The sequence below is a fragment of the Nonomuraea sp. B5E05 genome, assembly GCF_039880665.1.
In the GTDB taxonomy this organism is placed as follows: Bacteria; Actinomycetota; Actinomycetes; order Streptosporangiales; family Streptosporangiaceae; genus Nonomuraea.
Genome location: NZ_JBDPMJ010000030.1, coordinates 23753 through 39278, shown reverse-complemented (window position 1 = coordinate 39278; position 15526 = coordinate 23753). Strand labels below are relative to the sequence as shown.

General features: G+C 70.2%; 17 protein-coding genes. 12 read left to right on the top strand and 5 right to left on the bottom strand.

Annotation, left to right across the window (positions count from 1 at the left end):
• Window positions 1–18 precede the first annotated feature (18 nt).
• The 5 genes from ABGB01_RS38230 (at window position 19) to ABGB01_RS38210 (ending at window position 5681) form a co-directional block, all read left to right on the top strand.
• Window positions 19–1227: an acyl-CoA dehydrogenase family protein gene (locus ABGB01_RS38230; RefSeq protein WP_347778520.1), complete on the top strand. Its 1209-nt coding sequence runs from the start codon at window positions 19–21 to the stop codon at window positions 1225–1227.
• On the top strand, window positions 1224–2051 hold the full coding sequence (locus ABGB01_RS38225; protein WP_347623105.1) for an enoyl-CoA hydratase-related protein: 828 nt from the start codon (window positions 1224–1226) through the stop codon (window positions 2049–2051). Before ABGB01_RS38230 ends, ABGB01_RS38225 begins: the two co-directional genes overlap by 4 nt.
• A gap of 7 nt (window positions 2052–2058) precedes the next feature.
• Entirely contained in the window at window positions 2059–3189 is a 1131-nt protein-coding gene (locus tag ABGB01_RS38220; protein ID WP_347623104.1) for a CoA transferase, read from the top strand.
• Window positions 3190–3221: 32 nt separating this feature from the next.
• Window positions 3222–4250 (top strand): LysR family transcriptional regulator, encoded by a 1029-nt coding sequence (locus tag ABGB01_RS38215; RefSeq protein ID WP_347778518.1) that lies wholly within the window; start codon window positions 3222–3224, stop codon window positions 4248–4250.
• A 477-nt stretch (window positions 4251–4727) separates the two neighbouring features.
• Window positions 4728–5681, top strand: coding sequence for a cyclase family protein (locus ABGB01_RS38210; RefSeq protein ID WP_347778516.1), 954 nt, complete (start codon window positions 4728–4730; stop codon window positions 5679–5681).
• An 84-nt stretch (window positions 5682–5765) separates the two neighbouring features.
• Here the strand turns inward: ABGB01_RS38210 and ABGB01_RS38205 are convergent, their stop codons facing one another.
• Window positions 5766–6401: a TetR/AcrR family transcriptional regulator gene (locus ABGB01_RS38205; RefSeq protein ID WP_347778515.1), complete on the bottom strand. Its 636-nt coding sequence runs from the start codon at window positions 6399–6401 to the stop codon at window positions 5766–5768.
• Between the two features lie 30 nt (window positions 6402–6431).
• Between ABGB01_RS38205 and ABGB01_RS38200 the strand changes: the two genes are divergently transcribed.
• Both ABGB01_RS38200 and ABGB01_RS38195 read left to right on the top strand, forming a co-directional pair.
• Complete coding sequence (locus tag ABGB01_RS38200) at window positions 6432–6581, top strand: hypothetical protein (RefSeq protein WP_347778513.1); 150 nt, start codon at window positions 6432–6434, stop codon at window positions 6579–6581.
• The gene (locus tag ABGB01_RS38195; RefSeq protein ID WP_347778511.1) at window positions 6578–7768 is read left to right on the top strand and encodes an FAD-dependent monooxygenase; all 1191 of its coding nucleotides are present in this window, start codon (window positions 6578–6580) and stop codon (window positions 7766–7768) included. The genes ABGB01_RS38200 and ABGB01_RS38195 overlap by 4 nt, the downstream gene beginning before the upstream one ends.
• Before the next feature lie 76 nt (window positions 7769–7844).
• Here ABGB01_RS38195 and ABGB01_RS38190 read toward each other — a convergent pair whose 3' ends face one another.
• Entirely contained in the window at window positions 7845–8261 is a 417-nt protein-coding gene (locus ABGB01_RS38190) for a MarR family transcriptional regulator (RefSeq protein ID WP_347778510.1), read from the bottom strand.
• Between the two features lie 64 nt (window positions 8262–8325).
• Here ABGB01_RS38190 and ABGB01_RS38185 point away from each other — a divergent pair, with 64 nt between their 5' ends.
• Genes ABGB01_RS38185 through ABGB01_RS38165 form a run of 5 tightly spaced genes read left to right on the top strand, consistent with a single transcriptional unit; the run spans window position 8326 to window position 13829 of the window.
• A complete protein-coding gene (locus tag ABGB01_RS38185) occupies window positions 8326–9540 on the top strand; it encodes an alpha/beta fold hydrolase (protein ID WP_347778508.1) in 1215 nt (404 codons plus the stop codon).
• Window positions 9537–10559: a zinc-binding dehydrogenase gene (locus tag ABGB01_RS38180; RefSeq protein ID WP_347778507.1), complete on the top strand. Its 1023-nt coding sequence runs from the start codon at window positions 9537–9539 to the stop codon at window positions 10557–10559. Before ABGB01_RS38185 ends, ABGB01_RS38180 begins: the two co-directional genes overlap by 4 nt.
• Before the next feature lie 43 nt (window positions 10560–10602).
• Entirely contained in the window at window positions 10603–11253 is a 651-nt protein-coding gene (locus tag ABGB01_RS38175; RefSeq protein WP_347778506.1) for a TetR family transcriptional regulator, read from the top strand.
• Window positions 11254–11295: 42 nt separating this feature from the next.
• A complete protein-coding gene (locus ABGB01_RS38170; RefSeq protein WP_347778595.1) occupies window positions 11296–12222 on the top strand; it encodes an ABC transporter ATP-binding protein in 927 nt (308 codons plus the stop codon).
• Complete coding sequence (locus ABGB01_RS38165; RefSeq protein WP_347778505.1) at window positions 12219–13829, top strand: ABC transporter permease; 1611 nt, start codon at window positions 12219–12221, stop codon at window positions 13827–13829. Before ABGB01_RS38170 ends, ABGB01_RS38165 begins: the two co-directional genes overlap by 4 nt.
• A 151-nt stretch (window positions 13830–13980) precedes the next feature.
• Here ABGB01_RS38165 and ABGB01_RS38160 read toward each other — a convergent pair whose 3' ends face one another.
• From ABGB01_RS38160 to ABGB01_RS38150, 3 genes are all read right to left on the bottom strand, one after another.
• Complete coding sequence (locus tag ABGB01_RS38160; protein ID WP_347778504.1) at window positions 13981–14121, bottom strand: hypothetical protein; 141 nt, start codon at window positions 14119–14121, stop codon at window positions 13981–13983.
• Between the two features lie 100 nt (window positions 14122–14221).
• Window positions 14222–14692 carry a hypothetical protein gene (locus tag ABGB01_RS38155; protein ID WP_347778503.1) on the bottom strand — a complete coding sequence of 157 codons (471 nt, stop codon included), beginning with the start codon at window positions 14690–14692 and terminating at the stop codon, window positions 14222–14224.
• Window positions 14693–14882: 190 nt separating this feature from the next.
• Window positions 14883–15524: a 4'-phosphopantetheinyl transferase superfamily protein gene (locus ABGB01_RS38150; RefSeq protein ID WP_347778502.1), complete on the bottom strand. Its 642-nt coding sequence runs from the start codon at window positions 15522–15524 to the stop codon at window positions 14883–14885.
• Between the last annotated feature and the right edge of the window lie 2 nt (window positions 15525–15526).

Below are 15526 nucleotides of genomic sequence, written 5' to 3'. Positions count from 1 at the left end.
CAAGGAGTGGTGCACGGGATGGATCTTCGATACTCGTCGGCTGCGGAGAGATTCCGGCGGGAGATCCGCCGGTGGCTGGATGAGTCCGTACCGGCGAGGTGGCGCCAGCCGCGTTTCTGGATCGACCGGGGCGGGAGTGAGGAGTCCCTGGAGTTGCGGCGCCGTTGGGAGAAGGACCGGTTCGACAACGGCTTCGCCGGCGTCGACTGGCCCGTCGAGTTCGGTGGGCGCGGCGCCGACCACGAGATCCGGGCGGTGCACGACGAGGAGATGGCGCGGGCCCGGGCGCCGATCGGTCCCTTCCTCGGCCTGACCTACCTCGGCACCGCGCTGCTCGGCCCCACGCTGCTGCGCTACGGCAGCGACGTGCAGAAACGCACGATCCTGCCGCGGATCCTGTCCGGCGACACGATCTGGTGCCAGGGGTTCTCCGAGCCGGAGAGCGGCAGTGACCTCGCCGGCCTCTCGACCACCGCCCGGCGTGACGGCGAGGTCCTGGTGGTCTCCGGCCAGAAGACCTGGACCTCGCTGGCGCGCCACGCCGATGCAATGTTCGCCCTCGTCCGCACCGATCCGAAGGCGGAACGACGTCGCGGCATCACCTTTCTGCTGATCGACCTGACGCTGCCGGGGGTGCACGTGCGCCCGATCCGTCAGATGTCCGGCTCGTACGAGTTCGGGGAGGAGTTCTTCGACGAGGTACGCGTGCCCGTCGACGGCAACGTGGTCGGCCGGATCGGCGACGGCTGGGCCGTGGCCCGCCACCTGCTCTCGGTCGAGCGGAACGCCTCGCCGATCAGCCAGTACGTGGAGTTCGGCCACGAGCTCGACGACGTGATCGCCGCGGCCCGGCACACCAGGAAAGACGGCCGTCCGGCCATCGAACACCCGCAGATCCGGGCACGGATCGCACGCTGCCGGGCCGACCTGGAGTTGCTCCGCGTTCGCGGCTACCACACGATGACCCGCCTGGCGCAGGGTCAGGACCTGGGCGCCGACGCCTCGGTCACCAAGCTGCTGTGGTCACAGACCAGGCTGGCGATCGCCGATCTGGGCGCCGACATCCTCGGTGCGGACGGCCAGCTGAGCGCCGAGCCTGACGGCGGTGAGCATCTCGGCCATCTCCGCTGGCGCCACCTTCACGTACGCGGCCAGCGGATCGCCGGCGGCACCGCGCAGATCCAGCGCACGATCATCGCCCGCGACCTGCTGGGCCTCCCCCGGTGAGCGGGACGGCGATCGGCTCGGGAACCGTGCTGTTCCAGCTGCGCGACGGGGTCGGCACGGTGACCCTCAACCGGCCGGAGCGCCGCAATGCGATCTCCTGGAACCTCGTGCAGGATCTGCTCGCCGCCATCGAGCGGGCCGGCTCAGAAAAGGACCTGCGCGTCCTCGTCGTCACGGGTGCCGGTGACGACTTCTGCGTCGGCGCCGACCTCGCGCGGGTCGGGTCGGACAGTGCCCAGGACCAGGAGACACGCACGCTGCGCGGACGTTCGGTGGCCGACGACCGCGAACGGCTGACCCGGGCCTCGGCCATCGTGGAGACGCTCGTGCACTTCCCCTCGCCGACGATCGCCGCCATCAACGGCGCCTGCGCCGGTGCGGGGCTCTGCCTCGCGCTGGCCGCCGACTTCCGGCTCGCGGCGCGGGAGGCGGTGTTCAACACCGCGTTCGTCAGCGCCGCGGTGTCCGGTGATCTGGGCAGCGCCTGGCTGCTGACCCGCGCGGTGGGCGGCGCCCGCGCGCGGGCGCTGCTGCTCGACCCGGTCAAGCTCACCGCCGCCGAGGCGGCCGACCTGGGACTCGTGACCGAGACCACGACCGATCTGGAGGCACGGATCGGCTCGCTGGCCGGCAAGCTCGCCGCGCAGGCACCGAAGGCGATGCGCTACGCGAAGCAGAACCTGGCGGACGCCGGATCGGCCACGCTGCCCGACTACCTGCGGCGGGAGGTGCCTCGTATGGTCGACTGTGCCCGCAGCGGCGATGCGCGGCGGGCCGCCCAAGCCTTCCTGGAAAAGCGCAGACCGGTGTTCACCGGAGAGTAGGAGCGGCATGACCCCCCCTCTCGCGGGAGTTCGCGTCGTCGAGTTCGGCCACTACATCGCCGCCCCAGCGGCGACCCAGATGCTGTCCGACCTCGGCGCCGAGGTCATCAAGATCGAGCCGCCCGCCGGCGACCAGGCACGCGGCATCGGCGCCTACGGCGAGGGCATCGTCCTGGCCTACAACCGCGGCAAGCGCTCGATCGTGCTCGACCTCAAGCAGGCCGGCGACAGGGACACCGCCCTGGGTCTGATCACGGAGGCGGACGTCGTCGTGCAGAACCTGCGGGCCGACGCGCTGGCCGGCCTCGGTCTCGGTCCCGACGACCTGCGGCCGGCCAACCCCAGGCTCATCTACGTCTCGATCCGTGGTTTCAGCTCCCGAGGCCCCTCGGCGAACCGGGCCGGCCTCGACATCGCCGCGCAGGCCGAGAGCGGGCTGATGTCGATCACCGGCGAGCTCGACGGTGATCCGCTCCGGGTCGGCTTCCCCGTCGCCGACGTCGCCGCCAGCTACGCGGTCGTCCAGGTCGTCCTCGCCGCGCTCCTGCGCCGGGAGCGCACCGGCGAGGGCGGGGTCGCCGAGGTCTCGCTGCTGGACGCCGCTATCCACCTTCAGTCGGCGATGTGGGGCGAATGGCACGCCTCCGGCCAGGAGCCGCGGCGCAAGGGAAACGGCCAGGCGACCGTCGCTCCCGCCGCCGACCTCGTACGCACCGCCGACGGGACCATCGTGTTGTCGGCCTACACCGCCGACCACTTCGCGCGGCTGTGCCGGCTCATCGACAGAAAGTGGATGATCGACGACCCTCGCTTCGCCGACAACCCCGCCCGGGTCGCCAACCGGGAGGCGCTCCTGGCGGAGATCTCGCGGGCCATCGGCGTCCTGCGGACCGAGGAGTGCCTCGCGATGCTGGCCGACCACGGCATCGTCGCGGCGGAGGTGCGCACCTACCACGACGTGGCCGAGGCGCCGGACGTGCATGCCAGCGGAGTCCTGACCACGGGCATCGGGCCGGACGGTGACCGCTACACCGTTCCATCACTGCCCTTCACCCTCGACGGTGTCACCGTCGAGGCGGACCAAACGGTGCCCCGCGCCGGGGCCGACTCGGGTGCGCCCGGCTGGCGCGGCGCTTGACCTGGTGAGCAGGGCGCACATTGGATCGCATCATGAACGTCCGCGAGCTCGAATGCTTCCTCGCCGTCGTCGACCAGGGCAGCATCACCCGGGCCGCTTCCGCGCTCTACCTGGCACAGCCGTCCCTGTCGCAGATCATCCGCCGCCTGGAAAGCGACCTCGGCGTGGAGCTGTTCCGCCGGGTCGGGCGCGGACTGGTGCTCGCCCCCGCCGGTGAGGCGCTTGTCGGGCCGGCCCGCCAGGTCGTCCGTGACCTGCACCATGCCCGCCAGGTCGCCGAGGGTTACCGGGGGCTCGAACGCGGACGGGTCGACCTGGCGATCTCCACCTCCCTCACGTCCAACTTCCTGGCCGCGTGGGTAGGTCACTTCCGCCGCCAACATCCCGGGTTCACGGTCCGGCTCAAGCAGCACGACGGCGACACCGACGAGATCGTCCACCTGATCAGGTCGGGCGAGGCCGAGCTCGCCTACGCGGTCGCGCCCGTGTCCCGGCAGGGAATCGACTGCTTCCGCATCGGGGAGGGCGAGGTCGTGCTGGCGCTGCCGCCCAGTTGGCGCGCCGGCTTCCCCGACCCGATCCCGGCCGCCCTGCTCGACGGCCTGCCGATGATCGTCGATCGGGGGTTCGGGCGTGCGTACCTCGACTCCATCGGCGTCGAACCCACCGTCGTCGTCGATGTCAGCGAACCCGCCGGACTGGTGCCACTGATCGTCGCCGGCGCGGGAGCCGCCGTCCTGCCGATGCGCCAGGCCCTGGACGCTCGACGCAGGGGAGCGAGCCTGCGCATGATCGAACCGCTGGCCGTACGGGCGATCTACGCCATCACCTCGACCTCCCCGCTGTCGATACCGGCCCGCCGGTTCCTCGAACTCAGCAGGGAGAACCTTGATCGCTGGCGTCGGGCCGTGACCAGACGCACCGACCGGGGCATGACGCTGCTGGAGGCGTCCATCGACGCCGACAACGTGATCGAAGCCGCATATCAGCGACTGGAGGAGACCCCTGACCAGCCGATGACGCCCCTCGCTTCCACGCCGCTCTCGGCGCGAGATTCCTGATCTGTGGCTTCAGGTTCGGGCCTTGGGCACCCTACCGCTGCGACCTGCGGTTTTCCGCGATTCTGCAGTCGAGTCGAAGGATTCCCTGTCGCCGACCGCGGCAGGCTCCTCCCCGAGGGCTGGGAGGCTCGGCTCGGCATGCCGGCACCGCCGGACGGCCAACGGATCGCCGTACCCGAGGATGATCACAGAATGCCGGACAGTGCCTCAGACGTCGCACCGTTGAGGCCCGTGGTTCTGCCGTCTCTCCACCAGCGATCCTTGCGAGCGCTGGGGCAGGAGCGTGGGAGAGGTGCGTGCGTCTGCTCGTGCATGAGCACCCCCGGTCGTGCCGAGGGCAGCAAGCGAGCTGAGCATGTCCGAGGGCTCCGGGCGCGAGGGCGTCTCTCCGGTCCGGCGAAGTCAAGTCAAAAGGAGAAGGCGGGATACCCTGCCTGCGGTGCCTCGAACCACGTGACCGGAGGAGTCGATGCTGGGATGACGGCAGAGCGACCGATGCCCACACAGGACGACGTGCTCGGCTACTTCGACACGCTGTCGAACTGGGGACGGTGGGGCGACGACGACGAGCTCGGCACTCTCAACCACATCACCGACGACGTCCGGGTGGCGGCGGCGCGGGCCGTGCGCCACGGCAGGAGCGTGTCGTGCGCATGGGAGGTCGCCGTACCGGAGGACATGGAGCGGTCGACGACGACGTGCCCGTGCGCCGCCGACATGCCGGGTGCCGAGAACATGCCGCCCGCATTCCACGCCGACCGGCGCTGGGGCTTCTCGTCCGAGCGGATCGGCGTCACCTTCCACGGCAACACCCTCACCCACATCGACTCGCCGTGCCACATCTTCTGGGACGGCACGATGTACAACGGGCGGTCGCACTCGCTGGTCGGCGCCGCAACGGGATCGGCGTGGGCGGCCGTCACGGCGGCGGCGAACGGGATCATCACGCGTGGTGTCCTGCTGGACATCGCGGGCGTGCGGGATGTGCCGTGGTTGGAGCCGGGGCAGGGTGTGTTTCCCGACGATCTCGAAGAGGCCGAGCGCCGCCAGGGTGTGCGGGTACGCTCCGGCGACGCGGTACTCCTGCGGACCGGCTATGGCCGCGTCCGGCGCGAGACCGGTGCGGTCAGCGGTTTCACGCAGGCCGGGTGGCACGCGTCCTGCCTGCCGTGGCTGCATGAACGGGAGGTCGCGCTGATCGGCGCCGACACCCCCCAGGACGTTCAGCCATCGGGGTACGAAGGCGTGTTGATGCCGGTTCACGCCGTGAGCCTCGTCGCGATGGGTCTGTGGATGCTCGACAACTGCGACCTGGAGGCGTGTGCGGCGACGGCTGCCGAGCTCGGCCAGTGGGACTTCCACCTCGCAGTCGCGCCGGTCCGCTTCGCCGGTACGTCCGGCAGCCCGGTCAACCCGATCGCCACCTTCTGACCGCGGTTCACGAGGAGGTGCGATCCGCCGTCTGGCCGCCGCCCCGATCAGGCCTGCTCTTCACGGGCCTCTGACGGGCGCGGGTCATGGGGCATGGGGTGCCGAAGGTTGTGGGCGCAGGCCGTCCATCATGACCGTGACGAAGCCGGCGGCCAGTTCCGGGGAGCTCTCGTTCGAGCGTGCGATCGCGTAGGCCGCCTCACCCAGCAACACCGTGGTGACGGCCGGGTGAAGGTCGGCTCTGATCGCTCCGGCATCCTGCGCCCGGCCGATCAGGTCGCGCAACGTGTTGCGGAGTTCGGCGCGCCGCAAGGTGGTCAAGGGGACCCGCAGGCCCTCAAGCTGTTCGCTCATGATCCAGTGAGCCGCTTGAAAGTTGATCAGTTCGAGCAGGAAACCGCGCAGCGCCGTGCCCGGGTCGTCTTCGGCCAGCGCCTCCTGGGCGCGTCGAATGAGAGGGCCGAGCAGGTCGGCGACGGCCGCGTCAATGAGCGCGTCCTTGGTGCCGAAGGCTCGTACGACCGTTGCGGCCCCCAATCCGGCCTGGCGGGCGATGGTCTCCACTGTGAGAGTCGTCTCGGGCCGGGTGAGCAGCGTTTTGGCGGCCTCCAGGGCAAGGCGCCGGTTGCGTACGGCGTCCGCCCGGCGCGGCTGACCCTCGACCGCCTTTGGTGTTGACATCTGAAATGCCCCTTCCACATCATTAACTGGAATGCTCATTTCAGTAATTTATGTGCCTGGGGAGGGCCCATGCAAGCACTGCTCACCGCCCCTGACTCCGCCGCCGGCGTACGGCTCGGCGAGACACGCGAACGCGCCGACCGGCACGACATCGACACGCTCGCCCGGAGGCTGCGGGCGGCCGACGCTCCCCGTCGGATGACGGTGACGCTCCGATGAGCCGGCGCATCCTGATCTCCGGCGCGAGCATCGCCGGGCTCACCCTCGCGCACTGGCTGAGCAGGCGCGGCTTCGAACCCACGGTGATCGAGCGCTCCCCGCGGCTGCGCGCCGGCGGTAACGGCGTCGACGTCCGCGACCAGGCCATCGAGGTGGCCGAGCGGATGGGCGTCATGCCACGCATCAGAGCGGCAGGAGCCGACGTGGTGGGTATGGCGTTCCTGGACGCCAGCGGCGAGCCCCTGGCTCGGATGGACCTGCGGCCCAGAGGCGACGAAGTCGAGATCATGCGCGCCGATCTGGCGGCCATCCTGCACGCGACCGCCAAACGTGGCGTCGAATACGTCTTCGGCGACTCCATCCAGAGCCTGCGCCAGGACGATGACAGCGTCGCGGTCACCTTCGAGCAGGGATCCCCGCGCAGGTTCGACCTGGTCGTCGGCGCCGACGGCATTCACTCCACGGTCCGCCGCCTCGCCTTCGGGCCGGAGACGCGGTTCCTGCGGTACCTGGGCCACTACTTCGCCTTCGCCGACGCCGATCCCGCCCTGGGCGAGAACCGCTGGGTCACGGCCTACAACGAGCCCGGCAGGATGGCCGGCGTCTATCGCTCGGGCAACCACACGGGCGCCAAGGCCAACTTCATGTTCCACCGTCGCGAACCGCTCCTCTACGACCACCGCGACATCGACCGGCACAAGGACCTCCTGCGCGAGGCCTTCACCGGCCTTGGCTGGCATGTGCCCGCGCTGCTCGACCGGGCCCTGGCCGACCCCGACCTGTATGTCGACTCGCTCGCACAGGTTCGTATGCCCTCTTGGTCGTCGGGCCGCATCGCTCTGGTGGGCGACGCCGCCTACTGCGCTTCCCCGGTGTCGGGCTGCGGCGCCCGGCTGGCCATGGTCGGCGCCTACCGCCTGGCAGGCGAGCTCGCCACCGCCGACGGCTACCACGAGATCGCTTTCCGCCGATACGAGGACGGTTTCCGAGATGCCGTCCGGCGCATGCAACAGGTCGGCCCCAACCTCCGGCTCATGATTCCCAAGAGCCGGCTCGGCGCCCGTATCAGGAACGCCATCGCCCGGTCACCGCTCCTGGACTCCCTGGCGGGCATCGAACGCATCATGAGCCCCAAGAACACCGACCCGCTGCCGGACTACGACAGCCGGGCCACCACCGCCCGCTGAGAGCCGGCGGAACACCGCGGGGTGCGGTCCGGGCCTTCGCAGGCCACGACCCACCTGGCGCCATGCCGGCCCGGGGTCACGGCTGATTGAGGACGCGGCGCAGTGCGGTGGTGGCGGCGGCGAATTCGGTGTCGTCCAGGAGCGTGCCGCCCCACTCGAGCAGCGGCCGCCGCGCCTGCTGGATGCGGGTGGCCATCTCGCGCCCGTGGGGGGTCAGGGTGAGCTCGATGTGGCGGCGGTCGTGCGCGGACGGATGGCGGTGGACGAGTCCGGCGCTGTGGAGGCGGTCCACGAGCCGGCTGGGGTTACCGGTCTCGGCGATGAGGCGGGCGCCGAGCTCTCCAAGGGTGAGGGGCTGGTCGTCGGCGAGAATGAGGATCGCCTCGGCCTGGACCACCGTGATGCCCAGCGGCCGCAGGGCCTCGCTGAAGCGTCGATTGATCTCTCGGTGCACGGCTTTGACCGCCAGCACGAACTCCAGCACCTGGTCCACGGAAAGGCATCCTACTTGAATCGATGACATGACATAGATATCGTGCGTCATATCGTTAGATGACATGACGCACATCTCGGAGAGCGATATGCGCAGCACCGTCCTGTCGCGGACACCGACGTTTCACTTCGAAGCCGTCCGGGCCCTGTGGTCGAGCCCGTACAACGGAGCCGACTACGGAGAGGTCGTCTCGGCGGTCTCCCGGGTACGCCCCGGCGACTTCGAGTCCTGGCACCGGCAATGGGCCCACCTGGCCATGGCCACGTGGGGCCGCGCCGATCGCCTGGGCGACCCGGTCTCGCGGGGCAAGGCCCTGCTGCGGGCGAGCAACTACATGCGCACCGCCGAGTTCTACCTGGCGCCCGCCGACCCTCGTCGCGTGGACTGCGCGAGCCGTTCCCGGACGTGGTTCGACTCCGGACTGGCCGCCCTCGGCGTGGCCGCCACTCGCTCGCGCGTACCGTACGAGGACGCGGAGATGGAGACGATCTTCCTGCGGTCATCGCGCCCGGACGCCCGGGACGTGCTGGTGGTGCACGGGGGCTTCGACTCGACGCCGGAGGAGTTGTACTTCGTCATCGGCGCCGGCGCGCTGGAGCGGGGCTTCCACGTGCTGCTGTACGAAGGGCCGGGGCAGGGCAACCTGCTGCGCGAGTTCGGGATGCCGTTCACGTCGCGGTGGGAACGCCCGGCCGCGACGGCGATCGACTCGCTGCGGCGGCACTGCGATCCCGGCGCGATCGTCGGGGTGGGGGTGAGCTTCGGCGGCCATCTGCTGGCCCGGGCGGCCGCGATGGAGAAGCGCTACGACGCGATCGTGCTGCTCGACTACTTCCCCGGCATGTTACGAGCCTTCGCCCACAAGATGCCCCGGCTGCTGCGCGGGCGGATCGGCGCCATGCCCGCCTGGCTCCAATTCCTGATCAAGCTGAACGCACGTTTCGACGCTGAGCTGCGCTGGGCGCTCGGCAACGCGCTGTGGACGTTCGGCGTGTCCACGCTGCCCGCCCTGGTCGCGGAAATGGGCAGGTACGACGACCGCGCGTGGGCCGATGCCATCGAGGCCGACGTCCTGGTGCTGCTGGGCGAGGACGAGCACTTCTTCGACAACCGCCTCGGGTACGACTTCGCCCGCCGGCTGACCGGCGCGCGCTCGGTCCGGGTGCACGAGTTCCCCGGGGCCGAAGGCGGCGCTCTGCACTGCCAGAACGGGGCCGTCCACCTCGCGCACGAGGTCATCTTCGACTGGCTGTCCACCGTCAAGGAGGCCGGCCGATGAGTGAGCCGATCAAGCATGGCCGGATGGTGGTGCGGCGCTTCGGCGACGCGGAGACGCTGGGGCGGGCCGAGGCGGTCACGCCCGTCCCCGGGCCGGGCCAGGTCAGGGTCAGGGTGCTGGCAGCAGGAGTCGGCTACACCGACGTGATGGCGCGCAAGGGCGAGTACCTCTTCCAGCGGGGACGGCCGTTCAGCCCCGGGTACGAGTTGGTGGGCGAGGTCGTGGACCACCACGTCGACGCGCCGCCGCCCTGGCTGGTGGCCGGCGCCCGGGTCGCCGCCTGCCTGACCCGGATGGGCGGCTACACGGAATATGCGAACCTGCCCGTGCGGATGCTGGCCCCCGTACCGGATGGCCTGGACACCCTGGTGGCGGCCGCCCTCCCGCTGGACTACCTGACTGCGCTGAGCCTCCTGGACCGGCATGGCCGGGCCCGCCCGGGCGACACCGTGCTCATCCACGGCGCTACCGGCGGTGTGGGCGACGCGCTGTGCCAGCTCGGCGCGCACCGGCGCCTGTCCATGTACGGCACCGCCTCCGCGCGCAGCCTGCACCTGCTGCGCGACTACGGCATCGTCCCCATCGACTACCGCCACCAGGACGTCGCCCAGGTCGTGCGCGCCCGGCATCCCGAAGGCGTCCGGATCGTCTACGACCACCTCGGCGGCGCCGCCCTGCGCGCCGGCCACCGCCTGCTGGCCCCGGGCGGCGTGCTGGTCAGCTACGCGTTCATGGGCCGGCCCGGACACGTGCTGGCCGACACCGTCCGCGGTGCGCTGCACAACCGCATGCTGAACCTCGTGCCGGGCAGGCGTACGGCCGTCTGCTCGCTGCCCCGGGAGATCGCCGCGGACCCGCCGCGGCACCAGGCACTGCTGACCCACCTGTTCGAGCTGGCGCTCACGCGGCGCATCCGGCCGCGGATCGGCGCGTGCTTTCCGCTCGCCCGGGCCGCCGACGCCCATCGGGCACTCGAACGACGGGACGTCCACGGAAAGATCATCCTCAACATGTTCTGACCCTGATTGCCAGGGCGCTGAACACACGTTTACTATTGTAAACGTGTGTTCAGCACCTTTGGCGGACCTGACCGCCCAAGCCAAGATCCGTAACGCCGCCATCGAGCACTTCGCCCGCGACGGCTTCCAGAAGACGAACCTGCGCGCCATCGCGGCCACCGCAGGGGTGAGCGCCGCCCTGGTCATCCGGCACTTCGGCAGCAAGGACAACCTGCGGAGCATCTGCGATGAGCACGTCCTGCAGATTCTGGTGCGGAGAGCCCGGACCGTGGCCGACATCGTTGGCGTGCGCGATCTGTCCGAGGAATATCTGTCGAACTCGGAGGAGTACCGCCTCCATGTGCAGTACATGGTGCGCGCGATCGAGGACGACTCCTCCGCGGCCACCACGTTCGTCAACACGCTGGTGGAGGAGACCGAGCAGATCTTCCGGGACGGGATCGCCAGCGGCTCGATGCGCCAGTCCTCCGACGTTCGGGCGCTGGCCGTGCTCACCGTGCTGGTGAGCCTGGCCACACTGACCATGGCGCCGCCCCTGACCCGCGCGCTCGGCTTCGAGCGGATGGGCCCCGACGTGCTGCAGCGCATCGGTCTGCCCATGCTCGAGCTCTACACCCACGGCTTGTACGCCGACGACACCGTGCTCAAAGCCGCCCAGACCGTCTGGGACGCCCAGCGGGGAGACGATCTCTAGTCCTCTCCGCATCACCACCACTCAAGGACACCCATGATGACTGTGACCGATGCCATTTCCATGGCCGGATTGGTCAAGTCGTTCGGCCCGGCACGGGCACTGAACGGCCTCGACCTCGTCGTACGGACTGGCGAGGTGCACGGCTTCCTCGGGCCCAACGGCGCGGGCAAGAGCACCACGATCCGGATCCTGCTGGGCCTGATGCGCCTCGACGCGGGCACCGCCCGGCTGCTCGGCGGCGACCCCTGGACACAGACCGCTGAGCTGCACCGCCGCCTGGCCTACGTGCCCGGCGACGTCACTCTGTGGCCCGGCCTGTCCGGCGGCGAGGCCATCGACCTGCTCGGCCGGCTGCGCGGCGGGATCGACCGGCGGCGCCGTGACGAGCTGATCGAGCGCTTCGACCTCGATCCGCGCAAGAAGGGCCGCACCTACTCCAAGGGCAACCGGCAGAAGGTGGCCCTGGTCGCGGCGCTGGCCTCCGACGCCGAGCTGCTCATTCTCGATGAGCCCACCTCCGGTTTGGACCCGTTGATGGAGGAGGTCTTCCGGCAGACGGTCCAGGAGGTGCGACGCACGGGTGACCGTACGGTGCTGCTGTCCAGCCACATCCTCTCCGAGGTCGAGGCGCTCTGTGACCGGATCACGATCATCCGCGACGGCCGCACCGTCGAGACCGGCACCATGGCCGAGCTGCGGCACCTCACCCGCACCTCCATCGACGCCGAGCTGGCCGCCCCACCGGACGGGCTGGCGGGCCTGCCGGGCGTGCACGGCCTGCGCGCCGACGGCTGCCGGGTACGCTTCAGCGTCGACGCCGCCGCGCTGGACCTCGCACTTCGCCACCTCACCCGGGCCGGCGTGCGCAGCCTGGTCAGCCAACCTCCGACGCTGGAGGAGCTGTTCCTGCGGCACTACGACCGTGCGGCCGCGAACGTCGAGGGCCGGCACGCGGAGGCAGGACGATGAACGCGTTCGCCGGCACGGGAAAGCTCATCCGCCTGGTGCTGCGGCGCGATCGTGTGCTGCTCCCGCTGTGGGTGGCCCTCATCTGCGTGATCCCGGTGGTGTTCGTCGGCGCGTTCACTGGGGCGTACCCGACGGCCGAGGCCCGCCAGCACTACTACGAGACCAGCGTCCACACCAGGGCCTTCACCGTCGCGTACGGCGTGCTGAACGGCTCCAGCCTCGGCGAGCTCGTCTCGTGGCGGTCGGGGTTCGTGACGTTCATGGTCGCGCTGTTCGCGCTGCTCACGGTCATCCGGCACACGCGTACAGAAGAGGAGGCCGGGCGGCGCGAACTGGTCGGAGCCACCGCTTTGTCGCGGCATGCCGACCTGGCCGCCACACTGATCGTCATCTGCGGGGCCGTCCTCGTCCTTGGCGTGGCGTCGGCGCTGGCGCTGATCGGCCAGGGCCTGCCCGCCGCCGGTTCCCTGGCGCTGGGGCTCGGGTTCACGGTGACCGGCTGCGTGTTCGCCGCGATCGGCGCCGTGACCGCGCAGCTCACGACGGGAGCGGGCGGCGCGCGGGCCATCGGGATCAGCGTGCTCGGTGCCGCACTCATCCTGCGCGGTGTCGGCGACATCGCCGCGCAGTCCGGTGACGGGCCCGCGTGGGTGTCGTGGCTGACACCGCTCGGCTGGGCGGAGGCGCTGCGGCCCTACTCCGGAGAACGCTGGTGGATCCTCACGCTCGCCGCGGGCACCGTGGTGGCGCTGATCGTGCTGGCCGTGGCGCTGTCGGAGCGGCGCGACCTCGGCGCCGGCATGTTCCACGCCCGCCTGGGCCCGGCCGCCGCCGGACCTCGCCTGAGCAGCCCGCTGGCGCTGGCCTGGCGGCTGCACCGCGGCCCGCTGATCAGCAGGATCGCCGGACTCGCCGTGGTCGGGCTCGTGGTCGGCGCGATGTCGGCGAGCCTTGGGACGCTGATGGACAACAGCGGCGCCGCGGCCCGAGAGGCGCTGGCGCGGCTCGGCGGTCCAGGCACGCTCGTCGACCAGTTCCTCGCCCCCATGATGACCATGCTCGGCCTGGTCAGCGCCGGCTTCGCCATCCAGGCCGCGCTGCTGCTCAGAAACGAGGAGCGCGACGGGCGGGCCGAGCCCTTGCTGGCCACCCCGGTGCGCCGGCTGCGCTGGGCGGGCAGCCACGTCGTGTTCGTACTGCTCGGCCCGGCGCTCGGATTGATCGCCTTCGGGACGGCCGCCGGTCTGGCGCACGGCCTCAACACGGGCAACGTCGCCCGTGAGCTGTCCCGCCTCCTGGCCGCCGCTCTCGTGCAACTCCCTGTGGTATGGGTGTTCACCGGGGTCGCTCTCGCCCTGTTCGGGCTGCTGCCCCGACGGGTCGCCGGCACGTTCGCGGTGGCCATGGTGAGCATGCTGTTCGGCTGGGTCGGCCTGGAGTTGCAGCTCGACCAATGGGTCATCAACCTGTCGATCTTCGAGCACGTACCGAAACTTCCCGGCGGGGTCATGACGGCCACGCCACTCATCGTCATGACCGTCGTCGCGGCGGCCCTCGTCGCGGTCGGCCTGGCCGGATTCACCCGACGCGACATGCCCACCACCTGAGCCTGGAAGACATCATGCTCCTGTCCGAGGACCGCTACGACACCTCCTCGGCCCAATCGACGCCACCCTCGAGGCCCAGGTGACCGTCATCCCCGGAACCGGCCACCATCCACAGCTCACCCATCCGATTGGCTGGCCCGCGCGGAGTCGGTCAGCGTTGCGGGCGGCGGCCCAGTTTGTCGGTCCAGCCGAACTCCTCGAAGGTCACCCCCGTCGTGTCCTCACCCTTCTCGGCGACCGCGTACTCCAGCAGCTCCGCCGTGTCCTTGTTGACGATCAGACGGACAGGCACCGGCCGGAACCGGTGCCTGTCGGATGTGTCTCGCGCAGTCAGGTGGCGGCCTGCGCGCTCACCTGCTGGAGGCGTCTCACCTCATCGCCGTTGGCGGCTCTCAGTGGTCGGCGACCGTGATCTTCACGCGGACGGAGCCGTCGTTGTCGCGGAGGCAACCGTTGGCGTCGTTGACGCGCAGCTGGAGGAAGCCTGCCTGGCGTGCCCGGATCAAGGCCCTGCTGCCGACCCTGTAGTGGTCTCCGTTGATCTTCGCGATCATCGAGCCGTGGGGGTGCCTGCTGAGGATCTTGCACTGCTGGTAGATCCTGCGGTCGATGTGCCTGGCGTAGCCGGCCGAGGACACGTAGGGGAACTCGCGGTAGTCGACCGTCCACCGGCCGCCGACGTAGCGGATCCGCACCATGTCACCGGGTTCGACGTACACGCCCGCGTGCTGCCAGCCCTTCTCGGCGCTGATCCATTTGCTTTTACCGTAGTGCGACGTGGCCGAGGCGGGTGAGGCGCCGGCGAGCACGCAGCCGCCGGCGGTGAGCGTGGCGAGGAAAAGGGTGGCCAGCTTCGATCGCATCTGTGAATGCCCTTCCGGGTCTCTTTTTCTTTATGGTCGCCGTACATATGGGTTAGATGCGCCGGAGGGAGGAAGGTTCGGAGCCTTGCCATATTTTTCGCCCCGAACATCGTCCCCCGCGAAAGGGATCGAAAGCCGAATAACACGCCCGTAGCCGGCTTCCCAGACCCTCAAGAAGGAAGGCAGGGTGCTAAATGGTCGGATTCGTCCAAGTTGGAGGAGTTCGAGCGCTGATCGCCGCTGCCGCCCGGAATTCGGGCGGCACCGGTACGTCCAGCACCAGCCACGTTCCCGGCAGGCTACCGGCCGGATCCCGGACGAGCGCAGGTGACGGCCCGTTGACCGGTAGCCGCAGACCCTGCGCCAGTCGCCCGCCGGCCGCCTTGACGCAGGCCTCGCGCCGGGTCCAGAGCCACGCGAAGCGTTCCGGCGACCCGTCGACGAACTCGGCCTCCCCCGCCGGGAAGAACCTGCGGGCGAACGCCGCCTGGTCGAGCTCGGGACGCAGCCGCTCCACGTCGACGCCCACACTGCGCCCATACGCCACGACCAGCAAGGCCAGGTCCCCCGAGTGCGACAGGTTCCACTGCACGTCGGGCCTCGCCGGCGCGTACGGCTTGCCGTGCCTGCCGACGGCGATCCGCACCTCACCGGGGCGAACGCCCATGCGCCGGCCGAGCACACGTCTCATGCCGGCATGGGAAACGATGAAGCGCCGTCTGGCGGCCGCGTCGGTGAAGTTCGCCGCCCGGGCGCGCTCGTGTTCGTCGAGCCAGCTCGCCATGCCGTCCAGGTCCGCCGGCCGGGCGGTCGGAATGCGCCAGATCTCCAAGT